A 17,195-nucleotide genomic window follows, 5' to 3' on the forward strand; every position below is an offset into this window, starting at 1 on the left:
GTCAGCTCAGAGCCTGGCGAATGCCCGCAGCGGATGCTCGATCAGTTCGACCACCCGGCGCAGGAAGGCCGCGGCATAGCCGCCGTCGCAGACCCGGTGATCGAACACCAGCGACAGCTGCGTGATGCGTCGTGCGACGATCTGCCCGTCGACCACCCACGGCCGCTCGATCATGCGCCCGATGCCCAGGATCGCGACCTCCGGGTGATTGATGATCGCAGCCGACCCGTCGACGCCCAGGCTGCCGTAGTTGTTAAGGGTGAAGGTTGACCCACGCAGCCGCTCGGCGGGCATCCGTCCGGCACGCGCTGTCTCAGCCAGTTCACGCAGCCGCGCGTCGAGCTCGCCGACGGTGAGTCGGTGCGCCTGATGGATGACGGGCACCATCAGTCCGCGCTCGGTGTCGGCGGCGACACCGAGGTTCACGCCGTCGAACGAGACGATCTCGGAGGCGTCGTCGCTGAGGCGGGAAGCCATCAGCGGGAAGTCGGCGAGGGCCATCAGCGTGAACCGCGCGACGAGAGCGGTGAGCGACGGAGCCCGTTCGCCCTCGGAGGCCATGTGGGAGCGCGCCTGGAACAGCTCGGTCGCGTCGACATCGACCCACACCGTGGCCTCGGGGATCTCGGCGCGGCTGCGGCTCAGCGTCGCGCTGATCGCTCTGCGCATCGGAGAGAGGCGCTCGCGGGAGGCGACGGCGAGGCCATCGACGGTCTCGCAGGCGGTGCTGCTCGCGGACGCCTGCGGCTGCGTTCCGGATGCCTGCGGCCTGCGTCTCTCGACGCTCTGCTCGCCGTCGAGCGTCCCGGCGGCTCGCAGCACGTCCGCGCGCGTGACCGCGCCATCGGCTCCCGTCGCCTCGATGCGCCGCACGTCGACGCCGAGGTCGCGAGCGAGCCGGCGCACGATGGGTGAGCGCACCGCGACGGCGCGCTGTTGCGAGCCGTCGACAGCACGGGACGTCGGCGAGTGTGTGGGCTGTTCACGTGACGATGCGGTGCGCTCGGCGAGATCCTGTGCTCTCGACGAAGGAGGGGTGGAGGGCAACGACGCGCCGGATGCCCGTGCCCGCCGACGCCCCGACGAAGCGCGCTCGGTGGTGCCGTAGCCGATCAGGACGTTGCCCGAGCCCGCACGCTCCTCCGTGCGATGCGCCTGCTTCTCGGCATCCGGAACCGGTAGCTCGTCGCTGTTCGGATCCGCCACCTCCAGCACTGGAGCGCCGACCGCGATCACATCTCCCGCCTCGCCGTGCAGCGCCGTGATCACGCCTGCGAACGGCGAGGGCAGCTCGACGATGCTCTTCGCCGTCTCGACCTCGGCGATCGCTTGGTCGGTGGTGATCGTGTCGCCCACCTTCACCAGCCACTGCACGAGACCGGCCTCGGTGAGACCCTCACCGAGATCCGGCAAACGGAACACCCGGGCTGTCAGGGTCGTCATCGGTCCGTCTCCTCATCGTCGGGGTAGAGCGAGTCGATGGCATCCAGCACGCGGTCCGCATCGGGCAGGTACCAGTGCTCGAGCTTCGGCGGCGCGTACGGGGTGTCGAATCCTGTCACCCGGCGCACCGGCGCCTCGAGGTGCTCGAAGCACCGCTCGAAGACGCGCGCCTGGATCTCGCTCGCGACGCTCACGTGACCCGGAGCCTCGGCGACGACGACCGCGCGGCCGGTCGCGCGCACGGCAGCCGTGACCGTCGCATCGTCGAACGGCGACAGCGAGCGCACGTCGATGACCTGGATGCTGCGGCCCTCCTCCGCGGCGATCTCGGCTGCCTCGAGTGCGACCGGGACCATCGCCGCATACGCCAGCACCGTCACATCGGTGCCGTCCCGAGCGACCCGGGCGGTGCCCAGCTCGGCGGTGATCGAGGTGTCCACCTCGCCCTTGGACCAGTACAGCTTCTTCGGCTCGAGGAAGATCACCGGATCGGGCGACGCGATCGCCGCCCGCAGCAGCGAGTACGCATCCTGCGGGGTCGACGGCGAGACGACCGTGAGTCCGGGGGTGTGCGCGTAGTAGGCCTCGGACGAGTCGCAGTGGTGCTCGACGCCGCCGATGCCGCCGCCGAACGGGATGCGGATGACCAGCGGCATCCGCATCGATCCGCGCGTGCGATTGCCGAACTTCGCGACCTGGCTGACGATCTGCTCGAACGCCGGCAGTGCGAACGCGTCGAACTGCATCTCGACGACCGGGCGCATGCCGTTCATGGCCATGCCGACCGCGGTGCCGACGATGCCGGCCTCGGCGAGCGGGGTGTCGAAGCAGCGGTCCTCGCCGAAGCGCTCCGCGAGACCGTCGGTGATGCGGAAGACGCCGCCGAGCGCACCGACGTCCTCGCCGTAGACGACGACGGCGGGATCCTCCTCGATGGCGTCGGCGAGGGCGCGGTTGAGAGCGGCGGCCATGGTCATGGTGCCGACGACGTGGTCGGGCGCGTCGAAACCGGAGGCTTGGCCGGTCGTGGTGGATCGGGCGGCGGCGATGCTCATGGCTGTCCTCCTGTCTCGGCCAGGGCATCCCGGTCGATCTCGCCCTGCAGCATCTGCCACTGCTCCTCGAGCTGCGGAGACCGCTCGGCGGTGACAAAGCGGAACAGGTCCTCTGGGTCGAGGTCGGCGTCGGCGTTGAGCGCGGTCCGCAGTTCGGCGGCGATGCTCTCGGCGCCCGCCGCGATGCGCTGCTCGTCATCGTCGGAGAGGGCGCCCTGCGCGACGAGATGGGCGCGCAGACGGGTCAGCGGATCCCGTTCGATCCAGGCCTGCACCTCCTCGCGCTCGCGGTACCGGGTGTCGTCGTCCGCGTTGGTGTGCGCCTGCATGCGATAGGTGTGCGCCTCGATCAGCGACGGGCCACCGCCGCCGCGGGCCCGCTCGACCGCCTCGCCGAGCACGGCCAGCACGGCCGCCACATCATTGCCGTCGACGCGTTCTCCGGGCATCCCGTAGCCGACGGCCTTGTGTGCCAGCGAGGGCGCTGCGCTCTGACGCGAGAGCGGCACCGAGATCGCGAACTCGTTGTTCTGCACGAAGAAGACCACGGGGGCGTGGAAGACGGCGGCGAAGTTCATCGCCTCGTGGAAGTCGCCCTCGCTGGTCGCGCCGTCGCCGCAGAGCGCGAGCACGACCGTGTCCTCGCCGCGATGGCGCGCGGCCTGCGCGAAGCCGACGGCATGCAGCAGCTGCGTCGCGAGCGGCGTCGCCTGTGGAGCGACATGGTGCTCGGCCGGGTCGTATCCGCTGTGCCAGTCGCCGGCCAGAAGCACCATCGCGTCTGCCGGTGAGACGCCCCGGCCGATGATCGCGACCGCGTCGCGGTAGGTGGGGAAGAGCCAGTCCCGCTCGTCGAGCACGAGCGCGGCGGCGACCTGGCAGGCCTCCTGGCCGTGAGAGGACGGATAGACGGCGAGTCGCCCCTGGCGCACGAGAGCGCTGGCCTGGTCATTGATGCGGCGCCCCTCGACCAGCGCGAGGTACGCGTCGCGCAGCCGGTCGATGTCGGGCGCGGTGTAGTGCGGGTCGTCGACCCTGTCGCCGTGCGGATCGATCAGGCGCACGGGGGTCTCGCGGGGGAGCAGGTCGTCATGCATCATCCGGTTCGCCTTCCTTGCCGAACGTGGTCACCCCAGGATGCCCGTGACCCATCAGTCGTCCAACCGGTCACAGGTATTGCCGAACGATTGTTCAGGAAATCCGGATGCCGGTGTCAGACTGTCAGCATCCACTGACGGAACGGACGGTGCTCATGGCCGAGCTCGATGCCACAGATCACGCGATCCTCGCCGAGCTGCGACGCGACGCGCGGGCGTCGATGACGCACATCGCCGAGACCGTGCACATCTCCCGCGCCGGGGCGCACGCGCGCATCAAGCGCCTCACCGAGCAGGGCGTGATCGCCGGCTACACGGTGCGCACGGATCCGGTGCAGCTCGGGCATCATGCATCCGCCTACGTCATGCTCGCGATCGAGCAGGCCAGCTGGCAGGAGGTGCAGACGCAGCTGCGCGCGATCCCCGAGGTCGAGCACATGGCCCTCGTCGGCGGCGACTTCGATGTCATCCTGCTCGTGCGCGCGAGCGATGCCCGCGACCTGCGCCGCGTCGTGCTGGAGGACATCCAGGCGATCCCGTCGATCCGGTCGACTCGCACGACGCTGATCTTCGAGGACTTCTCGCGGGAGTCGATCCCTTCGCACTGAGACATGTCCGGCGCACTCCCCGACAAGCCCCGTGACGAGCATCGGCCGACAATGGAGAGACGGCCGTTCTCTGGTCGTCGTCTCGCTATGAAGGAGAGTCCGCGATGTCCGCATCCGCCGCTTCCGCAGCCGCCGCGCTGCTCGACCGCATCCAGGAATCGAACGGCGAAGGGCGGGCGATCCCCGATGCGGCGACCCGAGAGACGATCGGGCACGCCCCCGTGCACTCCGTGACGGAGCTCGATGATGCCATCGCGAGGGCGAAGGCCGCTCAGCCCGCGTGGGAGGCGCTCGGGCACGAGAAGCGCAGCGAGCTGCTGCTGGCCGCCGCCGACGCGATCGACGCGAACGCCGAGGCGCTTGCGCATCTGCTCTCTCGCGAGCAGGGCAAGCCGCTGAACGGCCCCAACGCGCGCTTCGAGCTCGGCGCCTGCTCGGCATGGCTGCGCACCAGCGCCACAACGGCGCTCGAGCCTCAGGTGCTCGTCGACGACGAGACCACGCACGCCGAGCTCGTGTACAAGGCCGTCGGCGTCGTCGGTGCGATCGGTCCGTGGAACTGGCCGCTGATGATCTCGATCTGGCAGATCGGCCCGTCGCTGCGGATGGGCAACACGGTCGTCGTGAAGCCCAGCGAATACACGCCGTTGAGCGTGCTGGCCCTGCTCGCCGTGATGAACGACGTGCTGCCGGCCGACGTGCTCATCGGCATCTCGGGCGATCGAGAGGTCGGAGCGCGCCTGGCCTCGCATCCCGACATCGACAAGATCATGTTCACCGGGTCGACCGCCACCGGGCGCCGCATCATCGAGAGCTCCGCCGGCAACCTCGCCCGGCTCACCCTCGAGCTCGGCGGCAACGACGCGGGCATCGTGCTGCCAGGCACCGATGCCTCAGCCATCGCGGAAGACCTGTTCTGGGGCGCGTTCATCAACACGGGCCAGACGTGCGCCGCCATGAAGCGCCTCTACGTGCACGACTCGGTGTACGACGACGTCGTCGACGCGCTGGCCGAGATCGCCGGCTCGGTTCCGATGGGCAACGGCCTCGACGAGGACAACGTGCTCGGGCCGCTGCAGAACAAGGCCCAGTTCGACATCGTCTCGCGCCTGGTCGAGGATGCGAAGGCGTCGGGCGCCCGCGTCGTGACCGGCGGAGAGGCCGCACCCGAGCTCGGTGAGCTGTTCTACCGGCCGACGATCGTCGCCGACATCGCCAACGATGCCGCGCTCGTGCAGGAGGAGCAGTTCGGTCCCGCCCTGCCGATCATCCGCTACCGCGACGTCGACGAGGCCTTCGCCTGGGCGAACGGCCTCGACGTGGGTCTCGGAGCATCCGTCTGGTCGAACGACCTCGACGCCGCTCGCGAGGCGGCGACCCGCATGCAGTCCGGCACCGTGTGGCTCAACTCGCACGGCGGACTGCACCCGATGGTGCCGTTCGGCGGGGTGAAGAGCTCGGGCTACGGCCTGGAGTTCGGCGTCGAGGGGCTGAAGTCCGTCGCCGTGCCTCAGGTCGTCTCGGGGCCGGGCCGGAAGGGCACCACGCTGGAGGGCACAGCGTGATCCGCTCGGCGATCGTCGTCGGCGCCGGCACGTCCGGTGCGATCGTCGCTCGTCGCCTCGCGGATGCCGGTGTCGCCGTGACCCTGGTCGAGGCCGGTGGGTACGACACCAACGAGGCGATTCACGACCCGTCGCGTGCGGGGGAGCTCTGGCACGGAGCCGAGGACTGGAACTTCTTCACCGTCCCGCAGCCGCACGCCGCCGGACGACGGCTGCACCTGCCGCGCGGCCGGGTGACCGGGGGATCGCACGCGCTCAACGCCATGATCTGGGTGCGCGGCGCGGCATCCGACTACGACCGGTGGGAGCGCACCGGCGCTGCCGGCTGGAGCTGGGCGGACGTCGAGCCGGTCTTCGAGGCGATCGAGAACGACCTGCTCCCGGTGACCGATGAGTACGAGCTGTCGCCGATCCAGGCGTCCATCATCGACGCCGCCGTCGAGGAGGGGCTGCCGCGCAATGACGACTACAACGACGGCGTGCTCGACGGCGTCTCGCAGGAGCAGGTCACGATGCGCGGCGGCAGGCGGGTCAACACGTGGATGGCCTACGCCCAGCCGGTCGCCGACCGGATGACGGTCGTGGTGGGCCGCGAAGTGCACTCCGTGATCGTCGAGGAGGGCCGCGCCGTCGGCATCCGGCTGGGAGAGGGAGCGGATGCCGAAGAGCTGCGCGCCGACGAGGTCGTGCTCGCCGCGGGCGCCATCGGGTCTCCGGTCATCCTGCTGCGGTCGGGCATCGGCCCTGCCGACGAGCTGTCGGCGCTGGGCATCCCGGTCGTGGCGGATCTTCCCGGCGTCGGCCGGAACCTGCACGATCACCTGCTGTCGCCGGTGATCTTCACCACGCAGCGGCCGGTCGGGCCGCCGCAGCCGGGCGTCTCGGTGACGCAGAGCCATCTGTTCTGGCGCAGCCGGCCGGGTCTCGCCGAACCCGACACGCAGCCGATCCACTTCTCGGTGCCCATGTGGGGCGAGCTCGAGCCGCGCGGCGACGACGGCTTCACGCTGATGGCCGGCCTCGTCACGCCGTACAGCCGAGGGTCGTTGACCCTCTCGGGACCAGGGCTCGGCGACGCACCGCGGATCGACCTCGCCGCGCTGCAGGACACCCGCGACATCGACGCGCTGGCCGCATCGGTGCGGCAGTGCCGTCGCATCGGAGCCCAGCCGGCGCTCGCCGAGCAGTGGGGTGCGACGGAGGTGTACCCGGGGCCGGAGGTCGCCGATGCCGATGTCGAGGACTGGGTGCGGCGCACCGCGATCACCTACCACCACCAGGTCGGCACCTGCCGGATGGGCGACGACGGGACTGCGGTGGTCGACCCGCAGCTGCGGGTGCGCGGCATCGACGGCCTGCGCGTGATCGACGCCTCGGTGATGCCGACGGTTCCCACGGGCAACACGAACGCTCCCGCCGCGATGATCGCCGAGCGCGGCGCCCGCTTCCTGCTCGACGCCTGACCCGCCCTCCACGAGGAAACGCCCTCGCCTGCTTTCGCAGACGAGGGCGTTTCGATGTTCAGCGAGGATGTTCAGCGGGAGAAGACCTCGCGGCCGGCGAACCACGTGGAGACCACGCGGGCATCGATGATCTGGTCTGCCGGACCGCCGATCGCGTCGCGATCGAGCACCACGAAGTCGGCGGACTTGCCGACCTCGAGCGAACCGGTCTCACCGCCCAGACCCATCGCCTTCGCGGCGTTGATGGTGAACACCTCCAGCGCCTCCTCGGCGGTGATGGCCTGCTCCGGCCAGAGCTCGCCCGGTGCTCGGCCGAGCGGATCGGCGCGCGTCACCAGGCCCTGCAGCCCCTCGAGCGTGTTCGGCGATTCGCTCACCGGCCAGTCCGACCCCCCGGCGACCATGGCTCCGGCGTCGAGCAGCGCGCGGTTCGGCTGCGAGTGCTCGGCCCGCTCGCCGAGCACCTCGGCCAGCGCCTGCGGGATGACACCGGGGAACCAGATGAACGGCGAGATGTCGGCTGAGACGCCGAGTTCGGCGAGCCGCGGGATATCCGCCTCGGCGAGGAACTGCCCGTGCGCGATCTGGATGGGGGTGCTCACCCCCTCGGCGCGCAGACGCTCGGCCACGTCGAGCACGAGCCGGGCCGACCCGTCACCGGTGCAGTGCACCTTGGCGCCGAGGCCTCGCTCGGCGACCGACCGCAGCCAGCCGTACAGCTCGTCGAAGGTCATGGTCGTCTCGCCGTGGAAGTGCGCGCCGTGCACGGCATCCGCCACATATGGTTCGAGGAACGACGCCGTGCGGGCCGGTGGCACCCCGTCGAGGAAGATCTTCACGAAGTCGGGGCGATGGTGCGCGGTGCGATAGGCGGCGCCACGCTCGATCAGTGGCGAGCCGATCGGGTCGAACCCGAAGATCTCGTCGTTGATGAGCAGCGACGACACCACCCATGCGTTCAGCTCGCCCGCCTCATCGAGCGTGGCGAGCGCGGCCAGGATGTCGGTCGAGACCCCGGCGTCCTGGAAGGTCGTGATGCCGAACGAGTTCAGGATCCGGATGCCGTGACGCGAGGCCGCGATGTGCTGCTCGGCGGTCAGGCCGCCGCTGCGGTCGTACGCCTCCTGCACCGGGATGCCCGCGGCTTCGAGCAGCACACCGGTCGGCGTCCCGTCGTCGGGGTCGAGGACGGTCACTCCGGCAGCGGGGATGCTCGAGGCGGAGATCCCGGCGAGCTCGAGCGCACGGGTGCTCGCCCAGCGGTTGTGCCGGGAGTCCTCCACGATGACGACGGGTCGTCCACCGGCGGCCTCGTCGAGGCGCAGCCGCGTGCCCGTGTTCGCGAGCGTGGGCAGCAGGGTGGTCGCGACCACGCCGCCGATGATCCACGCGTCCTCGGGCAGCGTCGCGGCGTGCTCGCGCACGCGATCGAGGATCTCGTCGAGAGTGAGCGAAGGTGCGAGCGACAGCTCGAACAGCTCGGTGCGCCCCGCCAGCGCGTGATGATTGTGCACGTCGACGAACCCGGGGTAGACCGCGGCGTCGCCGACGTCGAGCATCCGGGTGTCAGGCCCGCGATGAGCGGACACCGCAGACGACGACCCCACCGCCACGATCCGTCCGTCGCGTACGGCGAAGGCCTCGACGAGGGGCTGCGATCGATCGACGGTGCGGATCACCGCTCCGGTCACGATGAGGTCTGCGGCGTCCTCCATGTCAGTTCCTTCCGAACTCGGCGGGCTCGAGGCCGGCGGAGTGGTGCGAGGTGGAGATCAGGCGTCCGTGCGCGCCGAAGGTGAAGTGGGTGGGCACCTCGCCGGTCTCGTCGAGACCGAAGAGCACGCCGTGCGAGCGGATCGCGTTCAGGTCGCGGTGGTCGGCGATCGTCACTGAAGCGCACGGGATCACCTTCTCACGCCACGCGAAGATGTAGATGCCCGGTCGCACCTGCCATGCGCTGTTCTCGTCGGTGTCGGCGAGTCCGCGCTCGGGCCCTGCGAGGCACTGCCAGGTGTACCAGTGCTCCGAGAGGTACACGTGCTCGTACGCGTGCTCCTCGCTGTACACCCACTCGACGCGACGTCCGATGAGGGTCGTCGTCGGTGCCGCAGCCTCGCCCGACACCTCGGCGCCCTCGATGACGCTGGGCGCGAAGATGTGCTGCACGCGGGTCTTGCCCTGCTCGGCTGCCGGAAGGATCACCGAGATGATCGCCAGCGCGCGTCCGAGCCGCAGGTCGACCACGAGCGACACGGCCTCGTTGGGCAGGTAGCGGTGGTGGAACTGCACGAAGTACAGCTCGTCGTCGACCTCGAACGCCTCGTAGTCGTCGGTGTCGGATGCCGCCTCGGTGGTGTCGCCATCGCCCGGCTGGTAGTCCCACGTGACGGTGGTGTCGTCGAAGCGGTGGGTGATGCGAGTGCCACGGTCGTCGACCACGGTGATCTCGCGGCCGCTGAGTGCGGTCGAATGCGGCGCCTTGTTCGCGTCGAAGCCGGGAGCCAGGCCCTCGAGGGGCAGCCAGGTCGAGGTGTCGGCGGGGTTGAGGGTCGTCATTTCTCTCCTTGGGTGATGGGGTCAGCGGGTGCTGAACCGTTCGAGGTCGGTGGCCAGCCCGTCGTACACCTCGGGGCGGGCGCGTCTCAGGTAGGCGCCGTACGCGATCCCGGAGATCACGGCGAGAACGAGCAGCAGCGGCATGAGCCGGATAGCGAGTTCCTGCGAGCCGGCGACGATGTCGAAGTTCACGATCGCCAGCCCTGAGATGGCGGCGATGCCGACGAAGCCGATGCCCGGCGCGACGAAGGTGCTCCACCAGCGCTGATCGCGCTGGCGCCGGAAATGCACGACGATCGAGATGGCCGCGAGGCCCTGCAGGATCAGCACGCTGAGCGTGCCGAATCCGAGCATCGCGGGCACGAGCGTGACGATCGGGTCGGCACCGGCGATCGCGAAGATGACGGCGACGATCGCGGCGAAGGATGCCTGGACCACGCCCGCGATCTGCGGGGCGCCGTTGGTGCGGGTGCGCGCCAGCACGGCCGGGAGGATGCGAGCACGGCCCAGCGAGTACAGGTAGCGGCTCGCTGAGTTGTGGAACGCCAGCATGGCGGCGAAGAGGCTCACCAGCAGCAGGATCATCATCATGACGGTGAGCGGTCCGCCCAGATACTGCTGCGACAGGGTGAAGATCAGGTCTCCGGTCGGCAGGTGTTCGACGGCCGTGGCCTGCGCCCTGGCGACGCCGGTCGCGCTGACCACGGCCCACGTGGTGACACCGAGGATCACGCCGATCGCGATGATGGCCGTGTACGTGGCGCGGGGGATCGTGCGCAGCGGCTGCTTGGCCTCTTCGCTGAACAGCGCGGTCGCCTCGAAGCCGAGGAAGCCGGTCGCGGCGAGCAGCAGGCCGATCGGCAGCGAACCAGAGAACACCCGTTCCGGGCTGAACGCGGCGGCGTCGAATCCGGTCTGCACGAGCACCGACACGTCGAACACGACGAGCATGAGGGTCTCGAGCACGAGGCAGACGCCCAGCACCTTCGAGCTGAAGTCGACGCCGATCCTGGCCAGCACGAAGCACACGATGATGGACGCGAGACCCCACGCCAGCCAGTGCACGTCGAGCCCGGTGAGGTCGCGGATGATCGTCTGCATGAAGAAGCCGCTGGTGCCGATCGTGCCGACCACGAAGAAGTTGTAGCCGAGCGTGGCGATCAGGCCTGCGATGAGTCCGCCGGTGCGGCCGAGGCCCTTCACCACGAAGGCGTAGAACCCGCCGGCGTTCACCAGCTGCTTGGACATCTGCGCGTAGCCGACCGCGAACAGCAGCAGGATGCCCGCCACGAGGAAGAACGACACCGGGGTGCCTCCGCCGTTGCCGAGCGCGATCGCGAGGGACGCCACGACGACGATGCCGGTGAGAGGCGCCACGGCGGCGAGCACCAGGAAGACGATCCCGGCGACGCCGAGAGCGCCAGGGCGCAGCGCGGTTCGCTCTGCGGATGCTGTTGTCTGATCTGCCACGACGGCTCCTTCGCTCTGTCACGGCCGCGCGCTCCCGGCAGGGTCCGTGCGCACGACGTCGACGACGTGGACGATCGTCGACAAGCCGAGTCTTCTCGGCTTCGCGGCGGACCGGTTGACCGTGAGCGAAGGACGATGGTGCCAGCGTGCACAGCCCTGCCAGCGCCATCGGCGGTGAGCCGAGTGCAGAGCAGGATGACGGTGATGACACCGCCGTCTCGCGGCGCCGCCGGCGCCGAGGCGATGTCCGGGAGGCGCGCATGGACCTCGGTCTCGCGGGAGCGCGTGTGCTCGTCACGGGCGCCGCCAGTGGCATCGGCCGCGCCGTCGCGCTCTCGCTGGCGGAAGAGGGCGCGCGGGTCGCGATGCTCGACCGAGACGAGAGCGCGCTTCGTGCGGCGGCAGACGGATGCCCGGCAGCGACCGTGCTCGTCGCCGATGTGACCGACGAGGCGCAGGTCGCGGCGGCCGTGGGCTCGCTGCCCGTGCTCGACGCGGTCGTCTGCTGCGCCGGGGTGGCAGGACCGGTCGGCTCCGGCATCGAGCAGATCTCGCTCGCGCAGTGGGATGCCGTGTTCGCGGTCAACGTGACCGGGCCGTTCCTCGTGCTCCGGCACGCCCTCCCGGCGCTGCGATCTGCGGGCGCGGCGTCGGTCGTGCTGATCTCCAGCGACTCGGCGTTCGTTGCCTCGCCAGGCATGGTGCCGTACTGCGCCAGCAAGGCCGCGCTCGTGCAGTTCGCGCGCGCTCTGTCCGTCGACCTCGCCGATACGGGCATCCGGGTCAACACCGTCGCGCCGTCGATCGTCGACACGCCCATGAGCCGCGGCGATCTGGGCGAGGACGCGCTCGACGTGCCGTCGTTCCCCGTGCAGACGGCGGCGGAGGTGGCCGCGCACGTCGCCTACCTCGTGTCGCCGCGATCACGCGCGATCAACGCCACCACTCTCGTCAGCGACTTCGGGTACACCGCCCGGTCGGGATTCCCCGCCTAAGCGCATACGCGCCGGACACCATCAGGAGAGCACATGGGACTCACAGTCGGATCCACCGTCTCAGGACGCGTCGTCGTCATCACCGGCGGTGGCACGGGCATCGGCGCGGCGATCGCCGAACGATACGCGGCCGAGGGGGCGCACGTCGTCGTCGTCGGGCGCCGAGCCGAGCCGCTGCAGGAAGTCGAGAAGGCGGTCGGCGCGCATCCGATCGTCGCCGATGCCGCAGACACGGCGGCGGCGAAGGCGGCGGTCGAGGAGGTGCTGGCGAGGTTCGGGCGCATCGACGTGCTCGTCGCGAACGCCGGTGGCCACGGCTTCTCGCCCGTCGGCGAGACGGATGACGCCGGCTGGGAGGCCTCGATCCGCGCGAACCTCACCACCGCGTTCACGATGGCCCGCGAGGCGCTGCCGGCGCTCATCGAGGCGAAGGGGCAGATCGTGATCGTCTCGTCTCTCGCCGGCCTGTTCGCCGGGCCGTCTGTGGCCGGGTACACCGTGGGCAAGCACGCGCTGATCGGGCTCACGCGCACCCTCGCCCGCGACTACGGCCGGCACGGCGTGCGCGTGAACGCGATCTGCCCGGGCTGGGTGCAGACGCCCATGGCCGACGAGGAGATGGACGAGTTCGCGTCGCACTCCGGCCTCACCTCCCGAGAGGAGGCGTATGCGACGGTCACCGCCGATGTGCCGCTGCGCCGGCCCGCGCGTCCGGCTGAGATCGCGTCCGTGGTGCGCTTCCTCGGGTCTGCGGAGTCGTCGTACATCACCGGGGCGGTCATCGTCGCCGACGGAGGATCGCACGTGGTCGACGTTCCCACGATCGCGTTCGATCACGCGGGGATGTAGGGGCGCGAGCGGCCGCGGCCCTCTGCCGGACGGGGCGGGCCCGGCCGCGTCTCAGTCGATGTGGAGCTCGAAGCCCCCATCGGTCGCGACCACGGCCACGGCCGTCAGGTCGGTCACGTGGTACTCGGGCGAGTGCGTCGCAGCGTGCGGGCCGACGCCGACGACGCGCATGCCGGCCGCGTGCGCAGCCTGGATGCCGGCGCCGGAGTCCTCGAAGACCACGCAGTCCGCCGGGTCGACGCCGAGCAGCTCCGCGCCGCGCAGGAAGCCCTCCGGATCGGGCTTCGACCGCGTCACGTTCTCGGCCGTCACGGCGAGCTCCGGCACCGTGAGGCGGGCTGCGCCCATCCGGGCGCTCATCAGCCGCACATCGGCGGACGTCACGATGGCGTGCGGGTGGGGGAGCAGGCCCGCGAGCAGGGCGCCCGCACCCGCGATGGCGATCACGCCGCCGACGTCGTTCGCCTCGTTCTCGAGCATCATCTGGTTCTCGGCGAGGTTGATCTCGTGATCGCGCTCGGGCAGCAGGATCGCCATGCTCTGGTGCCCCTGCCGTCCGTGCACGACGCTGAGCACCCGCTCCGGCTCGATGCCGTGCGGCTCAGCCCAGGCAAGCCAGAGGCGCTCGACCACAGCTGTCGAGTCGACGAGCGTCCCGTCCATGTCGAGAAGGACGGCGCGGGCGTGGACGATCTCGGTCATGGCTCCAGGCTAGCTGTCGCGGCGTGCGCCGATGACGGGGACTGCGGCCCGGCATCGCGAGAGCTCTCATCCGCCCAGGTACGCGCGGTGCAGCAGAGCCGAATCCGCGCTCAGCGCCTCCGCCGTGCCCTGGAACGACACCCGGCCACCGGCGACGACCACGGCCTCTCTGGCCAAGCCGAGCGCGAGCTGGGTGAACTGCTCCACCAGCAGCACTCCGACGCCGGAGTCGGCGATGGACTTGACGATCGGCATGAGCCGCATGAAGACGACGGGGGCGAGCCCCAGTGACATCTCATCGATGAGCAGGATGCGCGGCTTCGCCGCGAACGCCCGTGCGAGCACCACCATCTGCTGCTCGCCGCCGGACAGCAGCGCGGTGGGGGAGTCGATGCGCTTCTCGAGCTCCGGGAACTGCGCGAGGGCCGCGTCGATATCGGCCGAGGTGCGCGCGGTGAGGGAGATGTTCTCGCGCACCGTGAGCGAGGGGAAGACCGCCCGGCCCTGCTCGATGTGCACGATGCCGCGTCGTGCCCGTGCCACACGCGAGAGCCGGTCGATCGGGTCGCCGTCGAGTGCGAGCGACCCGGCCGAGTGCGCGGTCACGCCAGATATCGATTCGATCAGGCTGGTCTTGCCCGCGCCGTTCGGTCCGACCAGGGCGAGCACCTCGCCGCCGGACACGGTGAGCGACACGTCGGAGATGACAGGGCCTGCTCCGCGGCTGACGGTCACGCCGTCGAGGACGAGTTCACTCACTTCAGCAGCTCCGTCTCTCCCATGTACGCCTTCACGACATCGGGGTTCGCGAGCACCTCAGCCTGCGGCCCGCTCGCCAGCACGCGCCCGAAGTCGAGCACCGTGAGCGTGGGGCACACCGATCGCACGAGATCGAGGTCGTGCTCGATGATGATCAGCGCGATGCCGAAGCGGGTCGGCAGCTCGCGCAGTCGCGCCGCGAGGGCGAGGTGCTCGTCGTGCGACAGGCCCGCGGCGGGTTCGTCGAGAATCAGCAGGCGGGGTCGGGAGATGACGTTGGCCGCGACCTCCACCAGGCGCCGGGTGCCGACGTCGACGCTCGACAGCCGTGCGCGGGCGGGCGGGCATCCGAAGAAGTCCAGCACCTCGTCGATGTCGGCGGCGGCGAGCCGGCGGCGCGCGACGAAGCGCACGTAGCCGCCGACGGTGAGTGCGGGCGGCACCCTGTCCTGCTGGAAGGTGCGCCGAAGGCCGAGCCGTGCGCGCCTGGTCGGCGAGAGGCCGGCCAGGTCCCGATCGCCCAGCAGCACGCGACCGCCGTGGTGGGGGAGGAACCCGCTGATCGCGTCGACGAAGGTCGACTTGCCTGCGCCGTTCGGGCCGATGAGGCCCATGATCGACGCAGCCGGCACCTGCAGCGAGACGTCGTCGAGCGCCTTGAGTGCTCCGAACTGCACGGTCAGGCCGTCGACGGCGAGCACGGGTGCCCCGTCGAGGGCGGCTTCGTCGACGGTCGCGGTCGTGGTCGTCGTGATGACCGCCGCATCGGCGGCGTCCGCGGGCAGGTCGCTGAGACGGGCCGTGGGGGTGCGGCGATCGGCTCGCCGCCAGAGGAGGTTGCGGATGCCCTGGCCCAGGTTCGTGCCGCTGGTCAGCGCCTGCACCCCGAGCACGCCGAAGACGACGAACGCCCAGTCCTGCGGGACGTCCCAGCGCTTGAGCAGCTCGGGCACGAGCACCCACAGGATGCCGCCGAGGATGGCCATGTCGATCAGATGCGCGCCCGACATGATGGCGAGCACGTACAGCGCGAGCGACTGCAGCGGAGTGAAGCTCGAGGCGAACGGCAGCTGCACCTGACCTGCCAGCAGGCCGCCTGCGATGCCGGCGAGGGCTGCCGACACCGCGAATGCGGTGAGCTTCGACACCTGCACGCTCTGCCCGGCCGCCGCGGTGCCGCGCTCCGAGAACGCGACGGCCTTCCAGCTGGCGCCCCAGCGGCCGCGCTGCAGGAAGAACACTCCGAGCGCGCACAGCGCGAGCACGATGACGGAGAGGAAGAAGAACTCGCGGTCGTTCGAGAACAGCTCGGGGCGCTCGACCGCTGTGCCGTCGGCAGACCCGGGGAACTGGATCTGCACGAGCGTCACATCAGCGGCGGCCGCGAAGCCGAGCGTCACCACGGCGAGGTTCACCCCGCGCAGCCGCAGCGCGGGGAGCCCGACGAGAACGCCGACGAGGGCGGCGGCCACGGCGCCGACGACCAGCCACACGATGAACCCGCCGGGGGCCTGCATCTTGTTCAGCAGCGAGACGATCCACGCGCCGACCGCCGCGAAGGTGAGCTGGCACAGCGCGATCATCCCGGCGGATCCGGTGACGACGCCGAGACCGAGGATGGCGATCGCGGCGACGACGGCGCTGATGGCGAGGAAGACGAAGTAGCCGGGCAGGGCAGTGCTGAGCACTGCTCCGACGCCGATCCCGGCGGCGGCGAACGCGAACGGCCAGGCGAGGCCGAACGGCCTGCTGTGGATGAATCGGGGGCGGTCAGCGCGCGGCATCCCACACCTCCTTGCGCTGCGTCCAGAGCAGCAGGACGACGATGAACAGGAACGGGAGGAAGTTGCGCACCAGCGCGACCTCGTCGATCTGGGCGACCAGGCCGCCCAGCACACCGAGCACGAGGCCGCCGATCACGGCGAGGTCGAGGCGGCGGAAGCCGCCGAGCAGCGCCGCCGCCGCAGCGGGGACGATCAGCATCGACAGGCTCGTGGCGTCGTTCGACTGGGAGGGGGCGACGATGATGATCGCGATCGCGCTGATGATGCCGGTGACGAACCAGACGGCGATCGACAGCGGGCGCGAGCGGATGCCGAGCAGCTCGGCGGTCGTCGGGCGCTCGGAGAGCGCACGCAGCTGAGTGCCGACCCTGGTGCGGCGCAGGACGATGTGCACCGCCACTGCCGTGACAACGGCCATGATCACGGTGGCGACCGTGACCTGGCTGATCACGACGCCGCCCGCAGAGAACGCCGGACCGGCGATGATCGGGGTGAACGGCTGGGGCTTGTTGCCGAACAGGATGAACGACAGCGAGATCAGCAGCAGCAGCGGGCCCACCGTCATCGCCGAGCGGGTGGTGGTCGAAGCCTCCGACAGCCAGGTCGCGGCTATCCAGCCGATCAGCGCGGCGAGCACGCCCGCGAAGAGGATGCCGAGGATCGAGCCGAGCCAGATCGGCATCCCGACCTCCCGCACGAGCCACACTGCGGTGAACCCGCCGAACATGCCGGTCGCGGCCTGGGCGAAATTGACCACGCGCACGAGGCGCGACATCAGTGTCAGACAGACGCCGAGGACGGCGTAGAGGCCGCCGGCCGCGAGGCCGGCGATGGCGCCCTGCAGCATGG

Annotated in this window: 15 protein-coding genes; 5 read left to right on the forward strand and 10 right to left on the reverse strand. The window is 70.4% G+C overall.

Annotation, left to right across the window (positions count from 1 at the left end):
- Window positions 1-6: 6 nt before the first annotated feature.
- The 3 genes from ACIPV2_RS02520 to pdhA are packed head-to-tail and all read right to left on the reverse strand — an operon-like array spanning window position 7 to window position 3,598.
- A complete protein-coding gene (locus ACIPV2_RS02520; RefSeq protein WP_400838052.1) occupies window positions 7-1,443 on the reverse strand; it encodes a dihydrolipoamide acetyltransferase family protein in 1,437 nt (478 codons plus the stop codon).
- A complete protein-coding gene (locus ACIPV2_RS02525) occupies window positions 1,440-2,498 on the reverse strand; it encodes an alpha-ketoacid dehydrogenase subunit beta (RefSeq protein ID WP_400838055.1) in 1,059 nt (352 codons plus the stop codon). Before ACIPV2_RS02525 ends, ACIPV2_RS02520 begins: the two co-directional genes overlap by 4 nt.
- On the reverse strand, window positions 2,495-3,598 hold the full coding sequence (pdhA, locus tag ACIPV2_RS02530; RefSeq protein WP_400838058.1) for a pyruvate dehydrogenase (acetyl-transferring) E1 component subunit alpha: 1,104 nt from the start codon (window positions 3,596-3,598) through the stop codon (window positions 2,495-2,497). The genes ACIPV2_RS02525 and pdhA overlap by 4 nt, the downstream gene beginning before the upstream one ends.
- A 152-nt stretch (window positions 3,599-3,750) precedes the next feature.
- On the opposite strand from pdhA, the gene ACIPV2_RS02535 reads away from it, so the two are divergent.
- The 3 genes from ACIPV2_RS02535 (at window position 3,751) to ACIPV2_RS02545 (ending at window position 7,231) form a co-directional block, all read left to right on the forward strand.
- Window positions 3,751-4,203, forward strand: a complete 453-nt coding sequence (locus ACIPV2_RS02535; protein WP_400838061.1) for an Lrp/AsnC family transcriptional regulator — start codon at window positions 3,751-3,753, stop codon at window positions 4,201-4,203.
- A 104-nt stretch (window positions 4,204-4,307) separates the two neighbouring features.
- Complete coding sequence (locus ACIPV2_RS02540) at window positions 4,308-5,768, forward strand: aldehyde dehydrogenase family protein (protein ID WP_400838064.1); 1,461 nt, start codon at window positions 4,308-4,310, stop codon at window positions 5,766-5,768.
- A complete protein-coding gene (locus ACIPV2_RS02545) occupies window positions 5,768-7,231 on the forward strand; it encodes a GMC family oxidoreductase (protein ID WP_400839889.1) in 1,464 nt (487 codons plus the stop codon). The genes ACIPV2_RS02540 and ACIPV2_RS02545 overlap by 1 nt, the downstream gene beginning before the upstream one ends.
- Window positions 7,232-7,302: 71 nt before the next feature.
- On the opposite strand, the gene ACIPV2_RS02550 is transcribed toward ACIPV2_RS02545, so the two are convergent.
- The 3 genes from ACIPV2_RS02550 to ACIPV2_RS02560 are packed head-to-tail and all read right to left on the reverse strand — an operon-like array spanning window position 7,303 to window position 11,257.
- A complete protein-coding gene (locus ACIPV2_RS02550) occupies window positions 7,303-8,946 on the reverse strand; it encodes an amidohydrolase (protein ID WP_400838067.1) in 1,644 nt (547 codons plus the stop codon).
- Between the two features lies 1 nt (window position 8,947).
- Window positions 8,948-9,787: a molybdenum cofactor biosynthesis F family protein gene (locus ACIPV2_RS02555; protein ID WP_400838070.1), complete on the reverse strand. Its 840-nt coding sequence runs from the start codon at window positions 9,785-9,787 to the stop codon at window positions 8,948-8,950.
- Window positions 9,788-9,808: 21 nt separating this feature from the next.
- Window positions 9,809-11,257 (reverse strand): APC family permease, encoded by a 1,449-nt coding sequence (locus ACIPV2_RS02560; protein WP_400838073.1) that lies wholly within the window; start codon window positions 11,255-11,257, stop codon window positions 9,809-9,811.
- A 146-nt stretch (window positions 11,258-11,403) separates the two neighbouring features.
- Between ACIPV2_RS02560 and ACIPV2_RS02565 the strand changes: the two genes are divergently transcribed.
- Both ACIPV2_RS02565 and ACIPV2_RS02570 read left to right on the forward strand, forming a co-directional pair.
- The gene (locus tag ACIPV2_RS02565; protein WP_400838076.1) at window positions 11,404-12,252 is read left to right on the forward strand and encodes an SDR family NAD(P)-dependent oxidoreductase; all 849 of its coding nucleotides are present in this window, start codon (window positions 11,404-11,406) and stop codon (window positions 12,250-12,252) included.
- Window positions 12,253-12,285: 33 nt separating this feature from the next.
- A complete protein-coding gene (locus ACIPV2_RS02570) occupies window positions 12,286-13,101 on the forward strand; it encodes an SDR family NAD(P)-dependent oxidoreductase (RefSeq protein WP_400838079.1) in 816 nt (271 codons plus the stop codon).
- 51 nt (window positions 13,102-13,152) lie between these two features.
- Here the strand turns inward: ACIPV2_RS02570 and ACIPV2_RS02575 are convergent, their stop codons facing one another.
- The 4 genes from ACIPV2_RS02575 to ACIPV2_RS02590 all read right to left on the reverse strand — a co-directional run bounded on the left by ACIPV2_RS02575 (window position 13,153) and on the right by ACIPV2_RS02590 (window position 17,193).
- Window positions 13,153-13,803 carry an HAD-IA family hydrolase gene (locus tag ACIPV2_RS02575; RefSeq protein WP_400838082.1) on the reverse strand — a complete coding sequence of 217 codons (651 nt, stop codon included), beginning with the start codon at window positions 13,801-13,803 and terminating at the stop codon, window positions 13,153-13,155.
- Between the two features lie 66 nt (window positions 13,804-13,869).
- On the reverse strand, window positions 13,870-14,562 hold the full coding sequence (locus ACIPV2_RS02580) for an ABC transporter ATP-binding protein (protein WP_400838085.1): 693 nt from the start codon (window positions 14,560-14,562) through the stop codon (window positions 13,870-13,872).
- The gene (locus ACIPV2_RS02585; RefSeq protein ID WP_400838088.1) at window positions 14,559-16,346 is read right to left on the reverse strand and encodes an ATP-binding cassette domain-containing protein; all 1,788 of its coding nucleotides are present in this window, start codon (window positions 16,344-16,346) and stop codon (window positions 14,559-14,561) included. Before ACIPV2_RS02585 ends, ACIPV2_RS02580 begins: the two co-directional genes overlap by 4 nt.
- The gene (locus ACIPV2_RS02590) at window positions 16,333-17,193 is read right to left on the reverse strand and encodes a branched-chain amino acid ABC transporter permease (protein WP_400838091.1); all 861 of its coding nucleotides are present in this window, start codon (window positions 17,191-17,193) and stop codon (window positions 16,333-16,335) included. Before ACIPV2_RS02590 ends, ACIPV2_RS02585 begins: the two co-directional genes overlap by 14 nt.
- Window positions 17,194-17,195: the final 2 nt, after the last annotated feature.

The sequence above is a fragment of the Microbacterium sp. NPDC089987 genome, assembly GCF_044748505.1.
Classification (GTDB): domain Bacteria; phylum Actinomycetota; class Actinomycetes; order Actinomycetales; family Microbacteriaceae; genus Microbacterium.